The following is a 20,018-nucleotide window of genomic DNA, read 5'->3' on the forward strand; positions in this document are numbered from 1 at the left end:
ATCCGGCATGACAGGAAACGTTCTTCACGGGCCAGCCGCTCGCAGCGGTCGGCCCGTCGTCGTTTCCTCATGCCGAGGAGCTGAATTTCAATGGCAGATAAAATGCTTATCGACGCCTCCCACGAGGAGGAGACACGCGTCGTCGTCGTTCGCGGCAACCGCATAGAAGAGTTCGATTTCGAATCCCAGCACAAGAAACAACTCAGGGGCAACATCTATCTGGCGAAGGTAACGAGGGTCGAGCCCTCGCTTCAGGCCGCCTTCGTCGATTATGGCGGCAACCGCCACGGCTTCCTGGCGTTCTCGGAAATCCATCCGGATTACTACCAGATTCCCCTCGCCGACCGTCAGGCCCTGCTGAAGGCCGAGGCCGAGGAGCATCGCCGCGCCGACCGCGACGACGACGACCCGTCCGAACCGTCCGCCCCGCAGGCGAAGGAAGCCGACAAGCCGGCAGCCGCCGCGGAGACTGTCGTCGAGGAGAGCGCCGCCGTCGAAACCGAAACGGCAATCGTCCCGGCTGAAGCGGAGGCTGCCGAGACGGCAGAGCCTGTCGCGGTGGAAGAACCCGCCAAGCCGAAGAAGCCGCGCCGCACCCGTTCCCGCGCCAAGAAGGCCGAGGCTGCGCCGGAAGGCGAAACCGCTGCCGCGGACGCCGCTCGGGCGACGGACGAGCCGGGCGACGAGAGCGATGGCGGGGTCATGGCCGCCGCCGTCGACGCCGACACGATCTCCGAGGAGGCCGATCTCGGCCGCGGCCGCGAGTTCGAAGATGACGACGATGACGACGACGACAACAATCACGAAAAGGAAGTGATCGAATCCGTCGGCGCGGAAGACGCGATGGAAGAGGTTCCGGACCGCGTCGTGCGCAAGCCGCGCAAGCAGTACCGCATTCAGGAAGTCATCAAGCGCCGCCAGATCCTTTTGGTGCAGGTGGCCAAGGAAGAGCGCGGCAACAAGGGCGCGGCGCTTACCACCTATCTGTCGCTGGCCGGCCGTTATTCGGTCCTGATGCCGAACACCGCGCGCGGCGGCGGCATTTCGCGCAAGATCACCAATCCGCAGGACCGCAAGCGCCTGAAGGAAATCGCCCGCAGCCTCGACGTGCCGCAGGGCATGGGCGTCATCCTGCGTACCGCCGGCGCCAACCGCACCAAGGTCGAGATCAAGCGCGACTTCGAATATCTGATGCGCCTGTGGGAAAACGTCCGCACGCTGACGCTCAACTCCACGGCCCCCTGCCTCGTCTACGAGGAAGGCTCGCTGATCAAGCGCTCGATCCGCGACCTCTACAACAAGGATATCAGCGAGGTCATCGTCGCCGGCGAGGAAGGCTATCGTGAAGCCAAGGACTTCATGAAGATGCTGATGCCGAGCCACGCCAAGGTGGTTCAGCCCTACCGCGACATCCATCCGATCTTCTCGCGCTCCGGCATCGAGGCGCAGCTCGACCGCATGCTCCAGCCGCAGGTGACACTGAAGTCGGGCGGCTACCTGATCATGAACCAGACGGAAGCGCTGGTCGCCATCGACGTCAACTCCGGCCGCTCGACCCGCGAGCACTCCATCGAGGACACCGCCCTCCAGACCAATCTGGAAGCGGCCGAGGAAGTCGCCCGCCAGCTTCGCCTGCGCGACCTCGCCGGCCTGATCGTCATCGACTTCATCGACATGGAAGAGAAGCGCAACAACCGCGCCGTCGAGAAGAAGCTGAAGGACTGCCTGAAGCATGACCGCGCCCGCATCCAGGTCGGCCGCATCTCGCATTTCGGCCTTCTGGAAATGTCGCGCCAGCGCATCCGCGCCTCGGTTCTGGAATCGACGACGCAGATCTGCTCGCATTGCGGCGGTACGGGCCATGTCCGGTCGCAATCCTCCGTCGCCCTGCATGTGCTGCGCGGCATCGAGGAATACCTGCTCAAGAACACCACGCACGATATCGTCGTGCGCGCGACGCCCGAAACCGCGCTTTACCTGCTCAACCACAAGCGCAACACCATCCTCGATTACGAGAATCGCTTCGGCGTCTCCATCTTCGTCGAAACGGATGACGGCATCGGCTCGCAGCACTTCGCCATCGACAAGGGCGAGCCGGTCGAAAACCCGGTGAAGATCGAAAACCTGCTTCAGCCCTTCACTATCGTCGAGGAAGAGGACGATTACGTTCCCGAAGAGATCGACGACGAGGAAGAGGACGATATTCCGGTCCGCGCGGCGAGCGACAGCGCAGCGGCCGGCGATGACCAGCAGGGCCGCAAGCGCAAGCGCCGCCGCCGCCGCCGCAACAACCGCAACGGCCAGGATCCGGACCAGATCGCCGCGCGCGGCGAGGACGGAAGCGAAGAGGACGAAAACGGCGACGCAGAGGATGACGACGCCGACGAGGCAAGCTCGGAAACCGATGCCGTGGCCGCCGACAAGGACGATGCCCAGAAGCGCAAGCGCCGCCGTCGCGGCAAGCGCGGAGGCGGTCGCCGCAACCGGACGGAAGACGAAGGCGATATCGCCGCCGCTCAGGACGCATCCGGCGAGGACGCATCCGGCGAGGACGCGTCCGGGGAAGCGGAGGATGACGGCGACGAGAACGGCGAAGCCGAAGCCTTTGCCGACACCCCGGTCGTGACCGAAGCGGAACCGGTGGAGGCCGTATCGGAAACGCCGGCAGCCCCCGAATCCGCCCAGAATGCCGTTGAGTCCGCCACCTCCGAGGTTCCAGCTCCGAAGGCCCGCCGCACCCGCAAAGCCAAGGCCGTCGCCTCGCCGGTCGAGGAGCCGCTGATCGAAACGGTGGCCGAAGCCGCCATCGAAGCGAGCCTCGAGGAAGTGGCACCCGACGTCGCCGCCGAGATCGTCATCGAAAAGATCGTGACCGAAGTGGCTACGGAAGAAGCCAAGGCGTCGCGCGGCAATCGCGGCGAGAATATCGCCTCTTCCGCACCGGTGGTCACGTCCAACAAGGGCGAAGACGGCAACGACGAACCGCCAAAGCCGCGCAAAGCCGGCTGGTGGCAACGCCGCGGCTTCCTCTGAGCCGCCCGTTACACAGCATTCTGAAAAGGCCGCCTCCGGGCGGCCTTTTCTGTTTCACATCCATGCCGGGGAGCGCGACGTCCGGAAAAGATGGATTCCATGCCCAAAGGCCATCAAGTGTATTGACGAACCCTCTTCTTCGTCACCCTTGGGTTTGACCCGAGGATCCACGCCGCGAGCAACGCGGTGGATGGTCGGGTCCAAGCCCGACCATGACAAAAGAGAGCGATAGGCTGGTTGTCGGCAGTCTGACGACTTCAAACCCGAAGCCGCACTTCACAATCCGATTCAAGCCGTTCGGACGATGAATCCGGAAATGCCGGCAAGCCCTTGAACGCGGATTCCTTTTAGCGTTTCAGCCAGCCTTCCATGCGGTTCACGGCCTCTTCGATTTCGGCCTGCGAACCGGCATAGGACAGTCTCAGCGCACGATGGCCTTCCAGGGGATCGAAGTCGAAGCCGGGTGTTGCGGCGACCGAAATCTCGGCCAGCATCCGCTTGGCGAACGCCATCGAGTCGTTGGTGTGGGCGCTGACGTCGGCATAGGCGTAGAAAGCCCCGTCCATCGGCGAAAGCAGGGGCAGCCCGATCTCCGGCAGCCGGCGCATCAGGAAGGCGCGGTTCGCGGCATAGGTCTGCTTGCACGCATCCAGTTCCTCGCCGGCGCCGAGCGCGGCGACGGCGGCGATCTGCGACAGTTCCGGCGCGGAGATATAGAGGCTCTGGGCAAGGCATTCGAGCGGGCGGACAAGGTTTTCCGGCAGCACCATCCAGCCGATGCGCCAACCCGTCATGCAATAATATTTCGAGAAGGAGTTGATGACGACCACATCCTGCGTCAGTTCCAGCGCGCTCGTCTCCTCCCCCGTGAAGGTCAGTCCGTGATAGATTTCGTCGGAGATGAAGGCCGCGCCGCGGGCCGCGCACCAGTCGGCCAGCGCCTTGAGCCCTGCCCTGCCCGTGACCGTTCCCGTGGGGTTGGCGGGGCTTGCCAGCAGGACACCCCTGATCGGCTTGCCCGTTTCGCGTTCGGCCGCCTCCAGGCTTTCCGGCGTCAGGGTGAAGCCGGTCGCCGCATTCACCGCGACCTCCACCGCAGTGAGGCCGAGCGCGCCGAGGATTGCCCGGTAGGCCGGATAGCCGGGACGGGCGATGGCAACCTGGTCGCCGGCGTCGAAAAGCCCCAGAAACGCCAGATTGAAGCCGGCCGAGGAGCCGGTGGTGATCGCGATGCGGGCGGGATCGACCTCGACGCCATGCCGGTCGGCGTAATGCCCGGCAATCGCCTTGCGCAGTTCCGGCAGGCCCAGCGCATCCGTGTAGCCGATGCGGCCGTGGGCGAGAGCGGCTTCCGCAGCCCTCGGCGCCGGGGCGGAGGGCTGCCCGACTGCCATCGAGATCACCGGACGGCCGGCCTGGCGGGCCTTCGTGGCTTCGGCCAGAACATCCATAGCGTGAAACGGCTCGACGGCGGAACGTTTGGAAGGCAGGATCACGAAAGTCTCCTCGACGGGATAAAAAATCGGCGGGAGCGGCGGTCTACAGCGCGATGCGCCCGAATTTGCCCGACAATTGCCGTATTATGGCATTCTTCACAATGGCAGGAGCTTGCGGAAAGGCGATTTTTTGCCGTTCCTCCTTCTTCGCAACTGCACTAGGCTTCGCGCAACCGGATTCGGACAGAGATCGGAAGAGAACCATGAGAAAGACCGCCCGCCTCGCCGCCGCGCCGTTTCTGGGCGCGGCCCTTCTTCTGGCCGCGCCGCCGGCCGGCGCATTCAGTGATGCCGAGAAGAAGGAGATTGGCGAGATCGTAAAGCAATATCTGATCGAGAATCCGGAAATCATGCTGGAAGTGCAGGATGCGCTGGAAGAGAAGATCGCCGAGGCCCGCAACCAGCAGGCCAGGACCGCGCTGGACAACAACAGAGAGGCGATCTTCGAGTCGCCAGTCGATCTCGTCCTCGGAAATCCGAAAGGCGATGTCACCATCGTCGAGTTTTTCGACTACAATTGTGGCTACTGCAAACAGAGCCTCGGGACGATGACCGAGTTGCTGGGCAAGGACAAGAACATCCGCTTCGTCCTCAAGGAATGGCCGATCCTCGGCCCCGATTCCGATGCCACCCACCGCGTTTCCGATGCGGTGCGCAAGGTCGCGCCGGAGAAATACGGCGACTTCTTCATGAGGGTCATGAGCGCGCAGAGCCGCACCAACGAGGACAAGGCCATCGACGCAGCGGTTTCGCTGGGCATCGACGAGGCCACGCTGCGCCGGACCATGAAGGACAGCCCGAACGACGCCACGCAGGCCGCAACGCATCAACTGGCGCTGACGCTCGGCTTCAACGGCACGCCGGCCTATATCGTCGGCGACGAAACCCTGCCCGGCGCCTACGGCATAGACGCCTTCGACCGGAAGATCGCCAACCTGCGCGGTTGCGGCAAGGCGACCTGCTGACATGAAACCGCGCCGATCGAACGGCACCGGTCTGTGGACAGGCTTCTCCGGTCGTCTGGGGGCTTCCCCTTGATCGCCTTGACGGCTATAGGTGTTCGCTAAATTGCGGCATCCGCGCGCCACCCGGCGGCGAGGATTTCGCAGCATGTGAGGAACTGAGCCTGATCCTTTCCTTCGCCCGATGACGGCTGAAAGTGTCACGCGCTAACGGAACAGCAGACAATGAAGACAGTCTTCGTGCTGAACGGTCCCAACCTGAACATGTTGGGCAAGCGCGAGCCCGGCATTTACGGCGGCAAAACCCTGAAGGACATCGAGGCGGATTGTGTCGCGGCAGGCCGCGAACTCGGCTTTTCGGTCGATTTCCGCCAGTCGAACCACGAAGGCGTCCTCGTCGACTGGCTGCACGAGGCTAACGACAAGGCCTTGGGCGTCGCCATCAATGCGGGGGCCTACACACACACCTCCGTCGCGCTTCACGATGCCATCCGCGCCATCTCCATTCCGGTGGTGGAGGTGCATATTTCCAATATCCACGCTCGCGAGGAATTCCGTCACCGCTCGCTGATCGCGCCCGCGGCCAAGGGCATGATCTGCGGTTTCGGTCCCGCCAGCTACACGCTTGCGCTCTCCGCGCTCAAATCCATCACGGAATAACAAGACAAAGGGAGACTTTCATGGCTGACAAGAAATCCGGTATCGACCAGACGCTGATCCGCGATCTGGCGAATATCCTGCGCGATACCGACCTTTCCGAAATCGAAGTGGAACAGGACGACCTGCGCATTCGCGTCTCCCGCAACGCCACCATCGTCCAGGCCGCCGCCCCGGTCTACGCATCGGCTCCCGCCCCTGCCGCGGCGCCGGCCGCAGCCGCACCGGCCGCGCCTGTTTCCGCGAAGGACAACCCGAACGCCGTCACCTCGCCGATGGTCGGCACGATCTACCTCGCACCGGCTCCGGGCGCGAGCCCGTTCGTCGAAGTCGGCGCCCAGGTCAAGGAAGGCCAGACGCTGCTCATCGTCGAAGCCATGAAGACCATGAACCAGATCCCGGCTCCGCGCGCGGGCAAGGTCACGGCCATCCTCGTCGAGAACGCACAGCCCGTCGAATTCGGCGAGCCGCTCGTCGTCATCGAGTAAGGCGAAACACTGATGGTCTCGAAAATCCTCATTGCAAACCGCGGCGAGATCGCGCTGCGCGTGCTTCGTGCCTGCAAGGAGCTGGGAATTGCGACGGTCGCCGTCCATTCCACGGCCGATGCGGACGCCATGCATGTGCGCCTCGCCGACGAAAGCGTCTGCATCGGCCCGCCGCCGTCGCGCGACAGCTATCTCAACATCCACCAGATCGTCGCCGCCTGTGAGATCACCGGCGCCGACGCGGTTCATCCCGGTTACGGCTTCCTGTCGGAAAACGCCAAGTTCGCCGATATTCTCGATGCGCACGGCATCACCTTCATCGGCCCGACCGCCGAGCATATCCGTCTGATGGGCGACAAGATTACCGCCAAGCAGACGGCCGTGGAACTCGGCATTCCGGTCGTTCCGGGCTCCGACGGCGAGGTCCGTCCGGAAAATGCGCTGGAAATCGCCAGGGGCATCGGCTTCCCGATTCTCATCAAGGCGACCGCCGGCGGCGGCGGCCGCGGCATGAAGGTGGCCCGCACCGAAGCCGAACTGGAAGAAGCCGTGTCGACAGCCCGCTCCGAGGCGGCAGCCGCCTTCGGCAACGACGCCGTCTACATGGAGAAATACCTCGAAAAGCCGCGCCACATCGAAATCCAGGTGCTGGGCGACGGCGAGGGCAACGCCATCCATCTCGGCGAACGCGATTGCTCGCTGCAACGGCGCCACCAGAAGGTCTGGGAAGAGGCCGCCTCGCCGGCCCTGAACGACGAGCAGCGCGAAAGGATCGGCGAGATCTGCGCCGTGGCGATGCGCAAGCTGAAATATCGCGGTGCCGGCACGGTCGAATTCCTCTACGAGAACGGCGAGTTCTATTTCATCGAAATGAACACCCGCCTTCAGGTGGAGCATCCGGTGACGGAAGCCATTACCGGCATCGATCTGGTCTACGAGCAGATCAACATCGCGTCCGGCAAGGGTATTTCCGTGGAGCAGAAGGACGTGGTCTTCCACGGCCATGCCATCGAATGCCGCATCAATGCCGAGGACCCGCGCACCTTCGTTCCCTCGCCGGGCACGATCACGACCTTCCATACACCGGGCGGTCTCGGCGTGCGCATCGATTCGGGCGCCTATGCCGGTTACAAGATCCCGCCCTATTACGACAGCCTCATCGGCAAGCTCATCGTCCACGGGCGCACCCGCGACGAGTGCCTGAAGCGTCTGTCGCGCGTGCTCGACGAGTTCGTCGTGGACGGCATCAAGACCACGCTGCCGCTGTTCCAGGACCTCGTGAAGAACGCGGATATCCAGGCGGGCAACTACGACATTCACTGGCTGGAGAAATATCTGGCCAGCACCAGTGCCTGACCGATGGCGAGGCGGCGCAGCGGACAGAACGAGCTGACGCCCGACATTCTGCTGCGCGCCTATTCCATCGGGCTTTTCCCGATGGCCGAATCGGCGGACGACCCGGAAATCTTCTGGGTCTCCCCCGAACTCAGGGGCATCCTGCCCCTCGACGAGCGTTTCCACGTCTCGCACAGCCTTGCGAAGTTCATCCGCAGGAAGCCCTTCGACATCCGCTTCGACCACGATTTTCCGGCGGTGATGCGTGCCTGCGCGGAAACCACGCCGGAGCGGCCAAGCACGTGGATCAACGGGACGATCTACGAACTTTACTGCACGCTTGCCCGCTTCGGCCACGCCCACAGCGTCGAAGCCTATGAAGGCAACGAACTCGTCGGCGGGCTCTACGGCGTGTCCCTCGGCTCCGCCTTTTTCGGCGAGAGCATGTTCTCCCGGCGCACCAACGCCTCGAAGGTCTGCCTCGTGGCGCTGGTGGAACGGCTGCGGGAAAAGGGGTTCACCCTGCTCGACACACAGTTCACCACCGACCATCTCAAGACGTTCGGCGCCATCGATATTCCGAAGGATGCCTATCTGGAACTGCTGGAGAGCGCCATGTCCTCTCCGCATCTCGCCTTCTGAGACGGCCGGCCGTCAGTTGGACGGCGGTGGAGCCGGCACGTCGGACTGCTGCTTGCACGTCGTCAGCCAGACGTCATAGATCGGATGCTCCACGGCGTTCAGCCCCGGACTGTCGGCAAACATCCAGCCGGTGAAGATACGGCGGATCTTGCGGTCGAGGGTGATTTCGTCGACTTCCACGAAAGCATCGATGCGCTGGGCCTCGGTTTCGTCGCGCGAATAGCAGACCTTGGGCGTCACCTGCAACGCGCCGAACTGCACGGTCTCGTCGATATAGACGTCGAAGGAAGTGATGCGGCCCGTAATCTTGTCGATGCCGGAGAAGACGGCGACGGGATTGGAGAGACGCTCGGCGCGAACGGGCGCGTAAAGGCTCAGGGCACCGAGAAGGGAGAGCGCCAGCGCACCTGCCGTCCGTATTGCAGATCGTCCGAAAATCACGCTCATCCTGTCCTCAGCACCATAATCGAAGGCCGCCGTTTCCGGCGGCTCAGACTGCTGACAAAGCACCCGTTACTCTGTTTCGCCATGCCCGGGCCTGATCCGGGCATCCGGCGGCATCCGCTTTGTGGACCCTCGGGTCAAGCCCGAGGGTGACAGAGGAGAGGGTTTGTCAATCATTGGCCGCCATTTCCGGCGGTGCTTCCCATTTGCGTAAATGCGAAATATGGCAAGGGTTAGTTGCCCGGCGTCCAGGCATCGTAGTCGCCGGTCACGCGCGGACGTTCGCCGGGAACGGCCAGCGAGCCCGGGGGACGGTATGCGTTCGGCCCACCGGTCGGGTTGGCGCGATGCGACTTCTCCCATTCGCGGGCCACATAATGTTCCTTCGAGGGCGGCGTGTCGGTACGGTAGTGCATCCAGCCGTGCCAGCCGGGCGGAATGGCCGAGGCTTCGGCATAGCCATTATAGATCACCCAGCGGCGCGGCTTGCCCCAGGTCGTCATCGTGCCTTCGTAATAGACGTTGCCCAGCTCGTCCTCGCCCACCTTGGTGCCCTTGCGCCAGGTAAAGAAGCGCGTGCCGATCGTCTGACCGTTCCACCAGGTGAAAATCTGTGTGATGAGCTGTTTCATGTCCTGTCCTCGAAGGCACGCGGCGAACCGCGCAACACGAATGTTTCTTTCTGCTTATGCCGCCTCGCCCCGGCGTTGTCCAGTGGTTCGAGAGGGGCAAGACCCGGTTCTTCATGTCTATGAAGACGTGGCGGCACGATCGGGCATCAGGCGAGCTTCATCTTGAAGCCTGCATGGGATTTCACGAAGCCAAGGCGCTCATAGAAGCGGTGGGCATCGGTCCGGGACGCATTGGAGGTGAGTTGCACCGTCTTCACCCCTCTCCTGCGGGCCTCGTCGATGCAGAACGCCATCATCCGTGCTCCGATGCCCCTGCCGCGGCAATCCGCGCGCGTCTGCACCGCCTCGATGATCATCGCCAGCGTTCCCCGCCCGGTCAGCGTCGTGGTCATCAGCGTCTGGAACGTGCCGACGATAGTGCCGTCCAGCTCAGCCACGTAGAGGTCTTCGGCGGACGAATCCTGAATAGCAGCGAAGGCGGCGCGATAGGCGGGTAGAAACGCCGGATCGCGGCTGTCGCCGTGGCCGAATTCATCCGCCTCGTAGAGGGCGACGAGCGCCGGAATATCATCCTGCCGCGCCGGGCGGATCAGAAGCGCATCCAGCATGCCGGCCTCAGAAGGTTTCGAGCGGCTTCTGCATGACCAGCACCTTCAGCCCCTTCGCAAGCCCGCTTTCATGGACGATCTCCTCGACGGGCAGGAAGCCGTGCGCGGCGTAGAAGGCAACCGCCTGCTCGTTGCGCGGCTCCACCTCCAGCTCCATCCTGTCGGCGCCGGGAAAGCAGGTTTCCAGCTCTGCGAAGATATCGCGGCCGATGCCCTGCCGGTGGCAGTCGGGATGCACATAGAGCTGGTGGAGGATCACCGTTTCGGGGCGCGAATCCTTGCGCCGCGCATAGGCCATGCCGCCGATGCGCTTGCCGTCGTCAGCCACCAGGAATTCCGATCCCTTGGCGTCGAGGCGCCGTTCGAGCGCGGCCGGCGAAGACCAGCCGTCGAGCAGATCCTGCACCTTCTGCGGTCCGTAGAAACGGTCATAGGTGGCGTGAAAGGCATCCGCGAGCAGCGCCCGCACCTTTTCCAAATCGCCTCTGGAAGCCGTACGGACGAAGAACATCGCCGTCCCCTTCCCTTATTCCTCGATGCCGAGCTTGGCCTTGACGAGGGCCTGCACGGCCTGCGGGTTGGCCTTGCCGCCGGTCGCCTTCATCACCTGGCCGACGAACCAGCCGGCCAGCGTCGGCTTGGCCTGAACCTTGGCGACCTGATCCGGGTTGGCGGCGATGATGTCGTCCACGGCCTTCTCGATGGCGCCGGTGTCCGTCACCTGCTTCATGCCGCGCGATTCCACCAGTTCGGCCGGATCGCCGCCTTCGTTCCAGACGATCTCGAACAGGTCCTTGGCGATCTTGCCGGAGATCGTGCCGTCCTTGATGAGATCGATGATGCTGCCGAGCTGGGCGGGCGAAACCGGAGTCTCCTCAATGGCTTTTCCGGCCTTGTTGAGAGCGCCCATGAGGTCGTTGATGACCCAGTTGGCCGCCGTCTTGGCGTCGCGGCCCTCGGCCACCGATTCGAAATAGTCGGCAATCGCCTTTTCGGATACGAGCACGGAGGCGTCGTAGACCGACAGGCCGAGCGTTTCGACCAGCCGGGTCTTCTTGTCGTCCGGCAGTTCCGGCAGTCCGGCCTTCAGCGCCTCGATGAAGGCGTCGTCGAATTCGAGCGGCAGCAGGTCGGGATCGGGGAAATAGCGGTAGTCGTGCGCGTCTTCCTTGGAGCGCATGGAGCGCGTCTCGCCCTTGCCGGGATCGAACAGGCGGGTTTCCTGGTCGATCTCGCCGCCGTCCTCCAGAATGGCGATCTGGCGGCGCGCCTCGTATTCGATGGCCTGGCCGACGAAGCGGATGGAATTGACGTTCTTGATCTCGCAGCGCGTGCCGAACTCACCGCCCGGACGGCGCACCGACACGTTGACGTCGGCGCGCATGGAGCCCTCGTCCATGTTGCCGTCGCAGGTGCCGAGATAGCGGACGATGGAGCGCAGCTTGGTGAGATAGGCCTTCGCCTCGTCGGAGGAACGCAGGTCCGGCTTGGAGACGATTTCCATCAGCGCCACGCCGGAGCGGTTCAGGTCGACGAAGGACATGGTCGGGTGCTGGTCGTGCATGGACTTGCCGGCGTCCTGTTCCAGATGCAGGCGCTCGATGCCGATCTCGATGTCCTCGAAATTGCCCTGACGGTCGGGGCCGAGCGAGATGACGATCTTACCCTCGCCGACGATCGGGTCCTTGAACTGCGAAATCTGGTAGCCCTGCGGCAGGTCCGGGTAGAAATAGTTCTTCCGGTCGAAGATCGAGCGCTTGTTGATCGCCGCCTTCAGGCCGAGGCCGGTGCGCACGGCCTGCTTCACGCATTCCTCGTTGATGACCGGCAGCATGCCCGGCATCGCCGCATCGACCAGCGAGACGTTGGCGTTCGGCGCATTGCCGAACAGGGTCGATGCGCCGGAAAACAGCTTGGAATTGCTGGTGACCTGCGCATGAACCTCCATGCCGATCACGACTTCCCAATCGCCGGTGGCGCCGGGAATGAAGCGTTTCGGGTCGGGGGTGCGAACGTCAACGATGGTCATGGTATGCTCTTGTCTCGACTTCGGTGAATGTCCTGCTGAGGTAGAGCAATTGCCGCGGCGGCGCAAGCTTTTGTCAACCGGCGGATGCTATGGAAAGGCATGTCCGCCCCGCTCGTCCCCCTGCTGCTGATCACGCTCAACCTCGCGGCGTTCGTGATGTTCCGCCACGACAAGCGCGCAGCCGAATGCGGAAAATGGCGCATCAGCGAATCGACGCTTCTCTGGGTCGCATTTCTCGGCGGCAGCAGCGGCGCGGTCCTGGGCCAGCAGGTCTTCCGCCACAAGACGCGGAAGGAGCCGTTCTGCTCCGTCCTGCTTGCCATCGCAGCGTCTCACATCGCGCTCGCGCTCCTGTGGGCCGCCGCGCTAGAATTAGGCGCCCGCGGTCTCGATGCGCTGGCGTTCCTGCTTCACTGAAGCGTCGCGCCCGGCCCGTAAAGCCCCGCCCCCTCACCTTCGTCGAGCAGCTTGGAAAGGCCCACCGTTTCCACATCGCGGTCCAGCTTGGGGGAATAGGAAACCGTCAGCCAGTGTACGACATAGCCGTGCCGCTCGAAGAAGGCGACGGCGCTGTTGCGAGCGTGGGTTTCCAGCCGCGCCGTGTCGAATCCCTGATGGCGGATATCGGCCTCCAGCGAGGTCAGGAGCGCGGTGCCGAGGCCGCGGCGGTGCCAGAGCGGATCGATCCAGAAATCGGTGATCGTTTCGTCGAGGCGCTCCCGCGCCGCCCAGCCGGCAATGACACCGTCTTCCTCGACCACGCTGATCGTCAGCCAGTGATCGGCCGTGAACGCCCGGAACGCCGCCTCGGCAGCCTGACGCAGCACGCTGCTGTCGTCGATGTCGCGCAGGGCAGCCTCCCAGGCACGCAGACCTATCTCGGCGAGAGTGGCAGCCTCATCCTGTCGCGCGCTTCGGATACTGATCATGGCACCTCCCGATTTCCAGCCAGTAAAACACCGCTTGCCCGCCTTGACCAGAGGCAAGCGCATGCGCGCCCGCATTGACGGAAAACGGCGTAGATATTAGTGTCCGGGCGTCGATGGAGATTTGATGTCCAGTCATAACGAGTCCCGGTAAGGGCTTCTGCCCCGCGATCATCGCCGGCAGGAGCCACGCAAGACAGAGCCCCGGCTTTTAGAAAGCCGGTTGTGTTTTTGCGCGCTTGAAAACAAGTGCCTTACCGGACTTCACGACATGGACATTTCCCGCGCCGAACAGCGCATCCTGCACCTGCTCGCCCAGGGCGGCAGCATCGAACTCATCCGCAACGACGACCGCAAGATCGAGAAGCTTCTCCTGCACACGCGGGACGGCTGGATTCTCACCGCGCTCGACCTCGAGACCTTCCGCAAGCTGAAGCGGAAGAAGGCGATCTCATCGGCGGGCGGCAAGCCCTACCGCATCACGACACGGGGCCTCGTGCTGGTGCGCGCCCAGCCGGACAACAGGTGAAGAGTGAGACAAGAACGCGAACCGCGCCCGAGGGCCCCGCGAGACTGTTGACACCATGCCGTTCGCTCTCTTTCGTCATGCTCGGCCCTGACCCGAGCATCCACGCCGCACCCGCTGCATGGACCCTCGGGTCACGCCCGGGTGTGACAAGAAGGAGAGGCCGAGGATGACGGAGGGGGACGGTTCGCCCAAATGCGAACGGCGCCCGAGGGCGCCGTTCTCCGTTATTTCATCGCCGTGAAGCTTACCACCACTTTTCGGGGGTGAACTTGCCCGCCGCCTGCTCGATGGCGTGGGCGGTGCGGAACAGGGTTTCTTCCTCGAACGGCTTGCCGATGAGCTGGAGGCCGAGCGGCAGGCCCTTGCGGTCGAGGCCGGCGGGAACCGAAAGGCCCGGCAGGCCGGCCATGTTCACCGTCACCGTGAAAATGTCGTTGAGGTACATGGCGACCGGATCGGCAGCGAGCGTTTCGTCGGCGATGCCGAAAGCGGACGACGGCGTGGCCGGCGTCAGGATGGCATCGACGCCAGCGTCGAACACCTGTTCGAAATCGCGCTTGATCAGCGTGCGGACCTTCTGGGCGCGCAGGTAGTAAGCGTCGTAATAGCCGGCCGACAGAACGTAGGTGCCGATCATGATGCGGCGCTTGACTTCCTTGCCGAAGCCTTCGGCGCGGGTCTTCTCGTACATATCGACGATATCCTTGCCGTCGACGCGCAGGCCGTAGCGAACGCCGTCGTAGCGGGCAAGGTTGGACGAGGCTTCCGCCGGGGCGACGATATAATAGGCCGGCAGCGCATATTTCGTATGCGGCAGGGAAATGTCGACGATTTCCGCGCCGGCGTCCTTCAGCCAGGCGATGCCCTTCTGCCAGAGCGCCTCGATCTCCTCCGGCATGCCGTCGACGCGGTATTCCTTCGGAATGCCGATCCTCAGGCCCTTCAGCGACTGGCCGATGGCGGCTTCGTAATCCGGCACCGGCAGATCGACAGAGGTCGTGTCCTTGGCGTCGGTCGAGGCCATCGACTTCAGCAGGATCGCGGCGTCGCGCACGTCGCGGGCGATCGGGCCTGCCTGGTCGAGCGACGAGGCGAAGGCGACGATGCCCCAGCGCGAGCAGCGGCCATAGGTGGGCTTGATGCCGACCGTGCCGGTGAAGGCGGCGGGCTGGCGGATCGAGCCGCCGGTGTCGGTCGCGGTCGCGCCGGCGCACAGATGCGCGGCCACTGCCGCGGCCGAACCGCCGGACGAGCCACCCGGCACGATCTGGCGGTTGGAGCCCGTCTCGCGCCACGGATTGATGACGTTGCCGTAATGGGACGTTTCGTTGGACGAACCCATCGCGAATTCGTCCATGTTCAGCTTGCCGAGCATGACGGCGCCGTCATCCCACAGGTTGCCGGTGACGGTCGATTCGTATTTCGGCTGGAAGCCGTCGAGGATGTGGCTGCATGCCTGCGTGTGGACGTCGCGGGTGGCGAACAGGTCCTTGATGCCGAGCGGAATGCCTTCCAGCGCGCCGGCCTTGCCGGCGGCGATGCGCTCGTCGGAGGCCTTCGCCATCTCGCGCGCCTTGTCCGGGGTCACGGTCACATAGGCGTTGATCTTGTCGTTGGCGGCCTCGATGGCGGAAATATAGGCCTCGGTCAGTTCGAGGGCGGAGAATTCCTTCGCCTGGAGACGGGCGCGGGCTTCGGCGATGGTGAGGCTTGTCAGTTCGCTCATGGATGGACGGCTTTCGAAATGTTCTGGCGCTTGCGGGACGGACTTATTCGACGACCTTGGGGACGAGGAAGTAATTCCGGTCGGAGGCCGGGGCATTGGCGACGATATCGTCGGCCTTGCCGCCATCATCGACGACATCGGCCCGCTTCTTCATCTCCATCGGCGTGACCGAGGTCATCGGCTCGACGCCATCGACATTCACCTCCGAAAGCTGCTCGACGAAGCCGAGAATGCCGTTGAGTTCGCCGGTCATGCGCTCGGCCTCCTCTTCGGTGACGGCAATGCGGGCAAGGCGCGCGACGCGCTTCACGGTGGCAAGATCGACGGACATGGCATTCTCCGGGTAGGATTTTTCCTACCCGCTATACTGTCCATGCCCGCGACGCGCAACGGTAATCAGAAGGAAAGCGTCTGGCCGGGCTTCGGCGTTTCCACCTTGGTTTTCGCGCCTTCCATGCCGGCCACGAATTTCTCCGGCGTCGCGTCGATGATCGGGAAGGAGCCGTAATGGCAGGGAATGGCGGTGGCGAAATTGAAGTAGCGCTGCACGGCGAGCGCCGCCACGGCGCCGCCCATCGTGAAGCGGTCGCCGATCGGCACGATGCCGATATCGGGCTGGTGCAATTCGTTGATCAACGCCATGTCGGAGAAGATATCGGTGTCGCCCATATGGAGCACGGAAGGCCCGTCCTCGACATGCAGCATCAGGCCGTTGGCGTTGCCGAGCGCGTGCGAGACGCCGTCTTCGGTGATCTGCGCCGAGGAATGCAGCGCGTTGGTGAAGGTCGCGGTGAAGTCGTCGAAACGGATGGTGCCGCCGGTATTGCCGGCCTCCAGCTTCGCCACGCCCTTCGAGCCGAGCCAGGCCGCCAGATCGGCATTGGCAAGAACCGTCGCGCCGCTTTCCCGGGCGAGTTCGACCGCATCGCCGACATGGTCGCCATGCCCGTGGGTGAGCAGGATATGGGTGATGCCTGCCGCCGCGTCCTTGGCGTCGAGACCGGCGAAACCCGGATTGCCGGTGAAGAACGGGTCGATGAGGATCTTCGACTTAGCCGTTTCGATGCGGAAGGCGGAATGACCGAGCCAGGTGATTTTCATGGTTCTCTCCCTTTGGATTCTCATGGATAATATGACATAGCTCGCGCCAGACAACCGCACAGGATACGAAAGGAAGCGGCGATGGCCGATGACGATTACGTTTATGACGAGGCGACGGGCGAATGGCGCCCTGCGTCCGAAATAGCCGCCGAGGCCGCAAAGGCCGCCGAAGTGCGCGATGCCGCCGGCAACGTTCTTGCGGATGGCGATTCCGTCACGCTCATCAAGGACCTGAAGGTGAAGGGCACGTCCACGACGCTCAAGCAGGGCACCGTGATCAAGTCGATCCGCCTCACCGGCGACCCGGAAGAGATCGATTGCCGGCACGATTCGATCAAGGGCCTCGTGCTTCGCACCGAATTCGTCCGCAAGCGGTAAGCCGCGCATGGCGACGCTGACCATCGAGGAACTCGCCGGAACCCTGAAGCCGGGCCAGGCCATCGCCGGGCTCGACCTCGGCACGAAGACCATCGGGCTGGCCATGTCCGACCTTTCGCGGCGTTTCGCAACGCCGCGCCCCGTGCTGAAACGGGTGAAGTTCACCAGGGATGCCGAACTGCTTCTGGCCTTTGCCGCAAAGGAAAAGGTCGCGGCCTTCATCATCGGCCTGCCGATGAACATGGACGGCAGCGCCGGGCCGCGCGTGCAGGCGACGCGCGCCTTCGTCCGTTCCATGTCGGAAAAGACGGATCTGCCCTTCGTCTACTGGGATGAACGGCTTTCGACGGTTGCCGCCGAACGGGCGCTGCTCGAAATGGACGTCTCGCGGGCGCAGCGAAAGGAACGAATCGATTCGGCCGCCGCCAGCTTCATCCTTCAGGGGGCGCTCGACAGATTGTCCTCGATCGAAAGGGCGGCGCGTTCCGACGCGGACGAGGCCTGACGCTCCCTCCACCAGGCAGCGATCCGCTTGCGGCGCCTGAAGGCCAGAAGGGCGAGGACGAGAAGCGAATCCACAGCGATAGCGCGTAGAACCATCGGCGGCAGCAGCGCCGGGTCGATCCCCAGCATATTGCCATAGATCTGGAACACCAGATCGTGCGCTTGGCGCGTCAGCATGAAGATGCCGAAGCTCATGTCGTTCAGCGACAGGAAATACCAGCCGAGCAGAAGCGCGACCGGCCCCGCCCAGAGAAACAGAAACCACTTCATGCGGGCCTCCCTTGGAAAGACGGCCCCTCGCCGCCCTTCAGCACAACCCAGCGCATGAGGCCCATCGCCGCCAGCACGAGGGCAGGCACGGCGATATTCATGGCAAGCGCCGCGAAGAACATCGTCATGACGATCAACGGCGCCCGGTGCGACAGCGTTTCATACATGTCCGCGTCCGATGGGGTTATGGTTAACATTGCGTTAACGCCACCTTGGCCGGTCAGCGGATCTTCCGCAACGTAAACCGGTTCTTATGGTTAACGGCGCGGCGGGGATGTGTGGATAAGTCGGCAGGCTTTGCACAAAATGACAAGCGCGCGTTTCTCGCCCTTCTCCCCCGTGGGGAGAAGGTGGCGGCAGCCGGATGAGGGGGCGTTCGAGGCAGTATCTTTGCGTTTCGCGCTCCCCTCATCCGCCCTTCGGGCACCTTCTCCCCCCCGGGGAGAAGGGGAAAGCCGCACCGTTGGTATTCCACTTGCAGGGACGGTGCCGAACCGGAGAGAGCCTTGTCAGCTCGCCGGCGGATAGAGCAGGTCGACGATGTAGGCGGCGTCGAAGCGGCTGTCGAGCATGCCGTAGGTGGAGCGCCAACCGCCGGCCAGACGGGTTTCGATGAAAGCGTCGGCAATGCGCCCCGCCCCCAGCCGGTAGAGTTCGGCGGCGGCGGCGGCCAGCGCGATCTGTTCGACGAGAAGGCGTGCCGCACCCTCGTCCCGCTCGCAGAGCGCCATCGCGGCGCGCAGGACGTCGACGGTCTTGCGTCCCGCAGCGCCGAGATCGCGCTCCAGACCGGCGAAAACCGTCTCGAACAGTTCCTTGCCGCGCCCGAGCACACGCAGCACGTCGAGCGCCATGACGTTGCCGGAACCTTCCCAGATGGCGTTGACCGGTGCCTCACGGTAATGGCGGGCGATCGGGCGTTCCTCGATATAGCCGGAGCCGCCGATCACCTCCATCGCCTCGTAGATCAGCGCGGGGGCGATCTTGGTCGTCCAGTATTTGACGATCGGCGTCATCAGCCGCGCATAGGCGGCGTCCTCCGGGCTGATGCGCGCCTTGTCGAAGGCGCTGGCCAGACGGAACGACAGCACCGTGGCGGCGGCGACGTCGAGCGCCATGTCGGCCAGCACCCGGGTCATGATCGGCTGCGACACCAGCATCCGGCCGAACACGCTGCGGCCGCGCGCATGGTGGACGGCCTCGGCGAGCGAGGCCCGCATGATGCCGGCGGAGGCGAGCGAACAATCCAGCCGCGTCAGCGTCACCATGTCGAGGATGGTGGAGATGCCGCCATCGGGCTTGCCAAGCAGATAGCCGAAGGCATCGCTGAACTCGACTTCGGCGGACGCGTTCGAGCGATTGCCGAGCTTGTCCTTCAGGCGTTGCAGGTTGAGGCCGTTGGAAGAGCCGTCTTCCAGAAGGCGCGGCACGAGGAAGCAGCCCATGCCCTCGCGGGTCTTCGCCAGCATGACGAAGGCATCGCTCATCGGCGCGGACAGGAACCATTTGTGGCCGGACAGGCGATAGATGCCCTCGCCCACCCGTTCGGCGGCGGTGCGGTTGGCGCGCACGTCCGTTCCGCCCTGCTTTTCCGTCATGCCCATGCCGATGGTCACGGCACTCTTGGACTGGGCCGGGCGGTTGGAGGAATCGTATTTGCGCGCGAGGATACGCGGCGTCCATTCCTTCTGCACCGGGCCGGAGGCCATGATCGCCGCGACGGAGGCGCTGGTCATGGTCAGCGGGCAGAGATGGCCGCATTCGAGCTGCGCGGTGAGATAGAAGCGGGCGGCGCGGCCGAGATGCTCGCGGCCGCGCGACTCGGTGCTGGATTCCCAGGCGGATGAATGCAGGCCGGACGCCATCGAACGGCGCATCAGCGCATGCCAGGCCGGATGGAACTCCACCTGGTCGATCCGCTCGCCGCGCGGGCCGTGCGTGCGCAGCTTCGGCACGCTTTCGTTGGCCATGCGCGCCAGTTCCTGCGCCTCGTGCGAGGTGACGTAGCGGCCGAGGGTGTCGAGTTCGTCGCGGACGCTGCGGTTGAGGCTGCCGGTCAGGTCGACGATCAGCGGGTCGGAGCGGTAGGCATTGATGCCGGACCAGAGCGGGGGCTGGTTCAGATCGGCCAGTGTGTCTTCAGTCCGGGTCATATCGGTCATTCCTGCGTCATAGACGCATTTCCCTTTTTCTCAAGAATCGCGGAAATGCTCCATCTGTTCGTATCGGCGCAATTCCGGACGCAAAACCGCGTTTCA

Annotated in this window: 23 protein-coding genes; 10 read left to right on the plus strand and 13 right to left on the minus strand. The window is 63.9% G+C overall.

Annotated features, from left to right (window positions below; genetic code table 11):
* The first annotated feature begins 90 nt into the window (after window positions 1–90).
* A complete protein-coding gene (locus tag NOF55_RS17315; RefSeq protein WP_306412372.1) occupies window positions 91–3,033 on the plus strand; it encodes an Rne/Rng family ribonuclease in 2,943 nt (980 codons plus the stop codon).
* Window positions 3,034–3,380: 347 nt separating this feature from the next.
* On the opposite strand, the gene NOF55_RS17320 is transcribed toward NOF55_RS17315, so the two are convergent.
* Window positions 3,381–4,529: a pyridoxal phosphate-dependent aminotransferase gene (locus NOF55_RS17320; RefSeq protein WP_306412373.1), complete on the minus strand. Its 1,149-nt coding sequence runs from the start codon at window positions 4,527–4,529 to the stop codon at window positions 3,381–3,383.
* Between the two features lie 203 nt (window positions 4,530–4,732).
* Between NOF55_RS17320 and NOF55_RS17325 the strand changes: the two genes are divergently transcribed.
* From NOF55_RS17325 to aat, 5 genes are all read left to right on the plus strand, one after another.
* Window positions 4,733–5,494: a DsbA family protein gene (locus NOF55_RS17325; RefSeq protein ID WP_306412374.1), complete on the plus strand. Its 762-nt coding sequence runs from the start codon at window positions 4,733–4,735 to the stop codon at window positions 5,492–5,494.
* Between the two features lie 222 nt (window positions 5,495–5,716).
* A complete protein-coding gene (gene aroQ, locus NOF55_RS17330) occupies window positions 5,717–6,151 on the plus strand; it encodes a type II 3-dehydroquinate dehydratase (protein WP_306412375.1) in 435 nt (144 codons plus the stop codon).
* A gap of 20 nt (window positions 6,152–6,171) precedes the next feature.
* Complete coding sequence (accB, locus tag NOF55_RS17335; RefSeq protein WP_306412376.1) at window positions 6,172–6,636, plus strand: acetyl-CoA carboxylase biotin carboxyl carrier protein; 465 nt, start codon at window positions 6,172–6,174, stop codon at window positions 6,634–6,636.
* 12 nt (window positions 6,637–6,648) lie between these two features.
* The gene (gene accC, locus NOF55_RS17340) at window positions 6,649–7,992 is read left to right on the plus strand and encodes an acetyl-CoA carboxylase biotin carboxylase subunit (RefSeq protein WP_306412377.1); all 1,344 of its coding nucleotides are present in this window, start codon (window positions 6,649–6,651) and stop codon (window positions 7,990–7,992) included.
* Window positions 7,993–7,995: 3 nt separating this feature from the next.
* Complete coding sequence (gene aat, locus NOF55_RS17345; RefSeq protein ID WP_306412378.1) at window positions 7,996–8,613, plus strand: leucyl/phenylalanyl-tRNA--protein transferase; 618 nt, start codon at window positions 7,996–7,998, stop codon at window positions 8,611–8,613.
* Between the two features lie 12 nt (window positions 8,614–8,625).
* On the opposite strand, the gene NOF55_RS17350 is transcribed toward aat, so the two are convergent.
* The 5 genes from NOF55_RS17350 to gatB form a co-directional block, all read right to left on the minus strand.
* The gene (locus tag NOF55_RS17350; RefSeq protein ID WP_306412379.1) at window positions 8,626–9,060 is read right to left on the minus strand and encodes a DUF2155 domain-containing protein; all 435 of its coding nucleotides are present in this window, start codon (window positions 9,058–9,060) and stop codon (window positions 8,626–8,628) included.
* A 230-nt stretch (window positions 9,061–9,290) separates the two neighbouring features.
* The gene (locus NOF55_RS17355; RefSeq protein ID WP_306412380.1) at window positions 9,291–9,689 is read right to left on the minus strand and encodes an NADH:ubiquinone oxidoreductase subunit NDUFA12; all 399 of its coding nucleotides are present in this window, start codon (window positions 9,687–9,689) and stop codon (window positions 9,291–9,293) included.
* 146 nt (window positions 9,690–9,835) lie between these two features.
* A complete protein-coding gene (locus NOF55_RS17360) occupies window positions 9,836–10,297 on the minus strand; it encodes a GNAT family N-acetyltransferase (RefSeq protein WP_306412381.1) in 462 nt (153 codons plus the stop codon).
* A 7-nt stretch (window positions 10,298–10,304) separates the two neighbouring features.
* Window positions 10,305–10,808 carry a GNAT family N-acetyltransferase gene (locus NOF55_RS17365; RefSeq protein WP_306412382.1) on the minus strand — a complete coding sequence of 168 codons (504 nt, stop codon included), beginning with the start codon at window positions 10,806–10,808 and terminating at the stop codon, window positions 10,305–10,307.
* A 15-nt stretch (window positions 10,809–10,823) separates the two neighbouring features.
* Complete coding sequence (gene gatB / locus NOF55_RS17370; RefSeq protein ID WP_306412383.1) at window positions 10,824–12,326, minus strand: Asp-tRNA(Asn)/Glu-tRNA(Gln) amidotransferase subunit GatB; 1,503 nt, start codon at window positions 12,324–12,326, stop codon at window positions 10,824–10,826.
* 99 nt (window positions 12,327–12,425) lie between these two features.
* Here gatB and NOF55_RS17375 point away from each other — a divergent pair, with 99 nt between their 5' ends.
* A complete protein-coding gene (locus NOF55_RS17375; protein WP_306412384.1) occupies window positions 12,426–12,743 on the plus strand; it encodes a DUF1294 domain-containing protein in 318 nt (105 codons plus the stop codon).
* On the opposite strand, the gene NOF55_RS17380 is transcribed toward NOF55_RS17375, so the two are convergent.
* Window positions 12,737–13,255, minus strand: a complete 519-nt coding sequence (locus NOF55_RS17380) for a GNAT family N-acetyltransferase (protein ID WP_306412385.1) — start codon at window positions 13,253–13,255, stop codon at window positions 12,737–12,739. The two genes, NOF55_RS17375 and NOF55_RS17380, sit on opposite strands and share 7 nt — an antisense overlap.
* 268 nt (window positions 13,256–13,523) lie before the next feature.
* On the opposite strand from NOF55_RS17380, the gene NOF55_RS17385 reads away from it, so the two are divergent.
* Window positions 13,524–13,781 carry a YjhX family toxin gene (locus NOF55_RS17385; RefSeq protein WP_306412386.1) on the plus strand — a complete coding sequence of 86 codons (258 nt, stop codon included), beginning with the start codon at window positions 13,524–13,526 and terminating at the stop codon, window positions 13,779–13,781.
* 244 nt (window positions 13,782–14,025) lie between these two features.
* On the opposite strand, the gene gatA is transcribed toward NOF55_RS17385, so the two are convergent.
* The 3 genes from gatA to NOF55_RS17400 form a co-directional block, all read right to left on the minus strand.
* Complete coding sequence (gatA, locus tag NOF55_RS17390; RefSeq protein ID WP_306412387.1) at window positions 14,026–15,507, minus strand: Asp-tRNA(Asn)/Glu-tRNA(Gln) amidotransferase subunit GatA; 1,482 nt, start codon at window positions 15,505–15,507, stop codon at window positions 14,026–14,028.
* Between the two features lie 43 nt (window positions 15,508–15,550).
* Complete coding sequence (gene gatC / locus NOF55_RS17395; protein WP_306412388.1) at window positions 15,551–15,838, minus strand: Asp-tRNA(Asn)/Glu-tRNA(Gln) amidotransferase subunit GatC; 288 nt, start codon at window positions 15,836–15,838, stop codon at window positions 15,551–15,553.
* A 65-nt stretch (window positions 15,839–15,903) separates the two neighbouring features.
* On the minus strand, window positions 15,904–16,608 hold the full coding sequence (locus NOF55_RS17400) for a metal-dependent hydrolase (RefSeq protein WP_306412389.1): 705 nt from the start codon (window positions 16,606–16,608) through the stop codon (window positions 15,904–15,906).
* A gap of 81 nt (window positions 16,609–16,689) precedes the next feature.
* Between NOF55_RS17400 and NOF55_RS17405 the strand changes: the two genes are divergently transcribed.
* Together NOF55_RS17405 and ruvX are read left to right on the plus strand one after the other, a co-directional pair.
* Window positions 16,690–16,986 carry an alkylphosphonate utilization protein gene (locus NOF55_RS17405; RefSeq protein WP_306412390.1) on the plus strand — a complete coding sequence of 99 codons (297 nt, stop codon included), beginning with the start codon at window positions 16,690–16,692 and terminating at the stop codon, window positions 16,984–16,986.
* A 7-nt stretch (window positions 16,987–16,993) separates the two neighbouring features.
* Window positions 16,994–17,491, plus strand: a complete 498-nt coding sequence (gene ruvX / locus NOF55_RS17410; protein WP_306412391.1) for a Holliday junction resolvase RuvX — start codon at window positions 16,994–16,996, stop codon at window positions 17,489–17,491.
* Here ruvX and NOF55_RS17415 read toward each other — a convergent pair.
* The 3 genes from NOF55_RS17415 to NOF55_RS17425 all read right to left on the minus strand — a co-directional run bounded on the left by NOF55_RS17415 (window position 17,425) and on the right by NOF55_RS17425 (window position 19,922).
* Window positions 17,425–17,760 carry a DUF6105 family protein gene (locus tag NOF55_RS17415; RefSeq protein ID WP_306412392.1) on the minus strand — a complete coding sequence of 112 codons (336 nt, stop codon included), beginning with the start codon at window positions 17,758–17,760 and terminating at the stop codon, window positions 17,425–17,427. The two genes, ruvX and NOF55_RS17415, sit on opposite strands and share 67 nt — an antisense overlap.
* A complete protein-coding gene (locus NOF55_RS17420; RefSeq protein ID WP_306412393.1) occupies window positions 17,757–17,927 on the minus strand; it encodes a hypothetical protein in 171 nt (56 codons plus the stop codon). The genes NOF55_RS17415 and NOF55_RS17420 overlap by 4 nt, the downstream gene beginning before the upstream one ends.
* A gap of 342 nt (window positions 17,928–18,269) precedes the next feature.
* Entirely contained in the window at window positions 18,270–19,922 is a 1,653-nt protein-coding gene (locus NOF55_RS17425) for an acyl-CoA dehydrogenase family protein (protein WP_306412394.1), read from the minus strand.
* Window positions 19,923–20,018: the final 96 nt, after the last annotated feature.

Origin of the sequence: Ectorhizobium quercum, from assembly GCF_026552795.1 — a bacterium.
GTDB lineage: Bacteria > Pseudomonadota > Alphaproteobacteria > Rhizobiales > Rhizobiaceae > Ectorhizobium > Ectorhizobium quercum.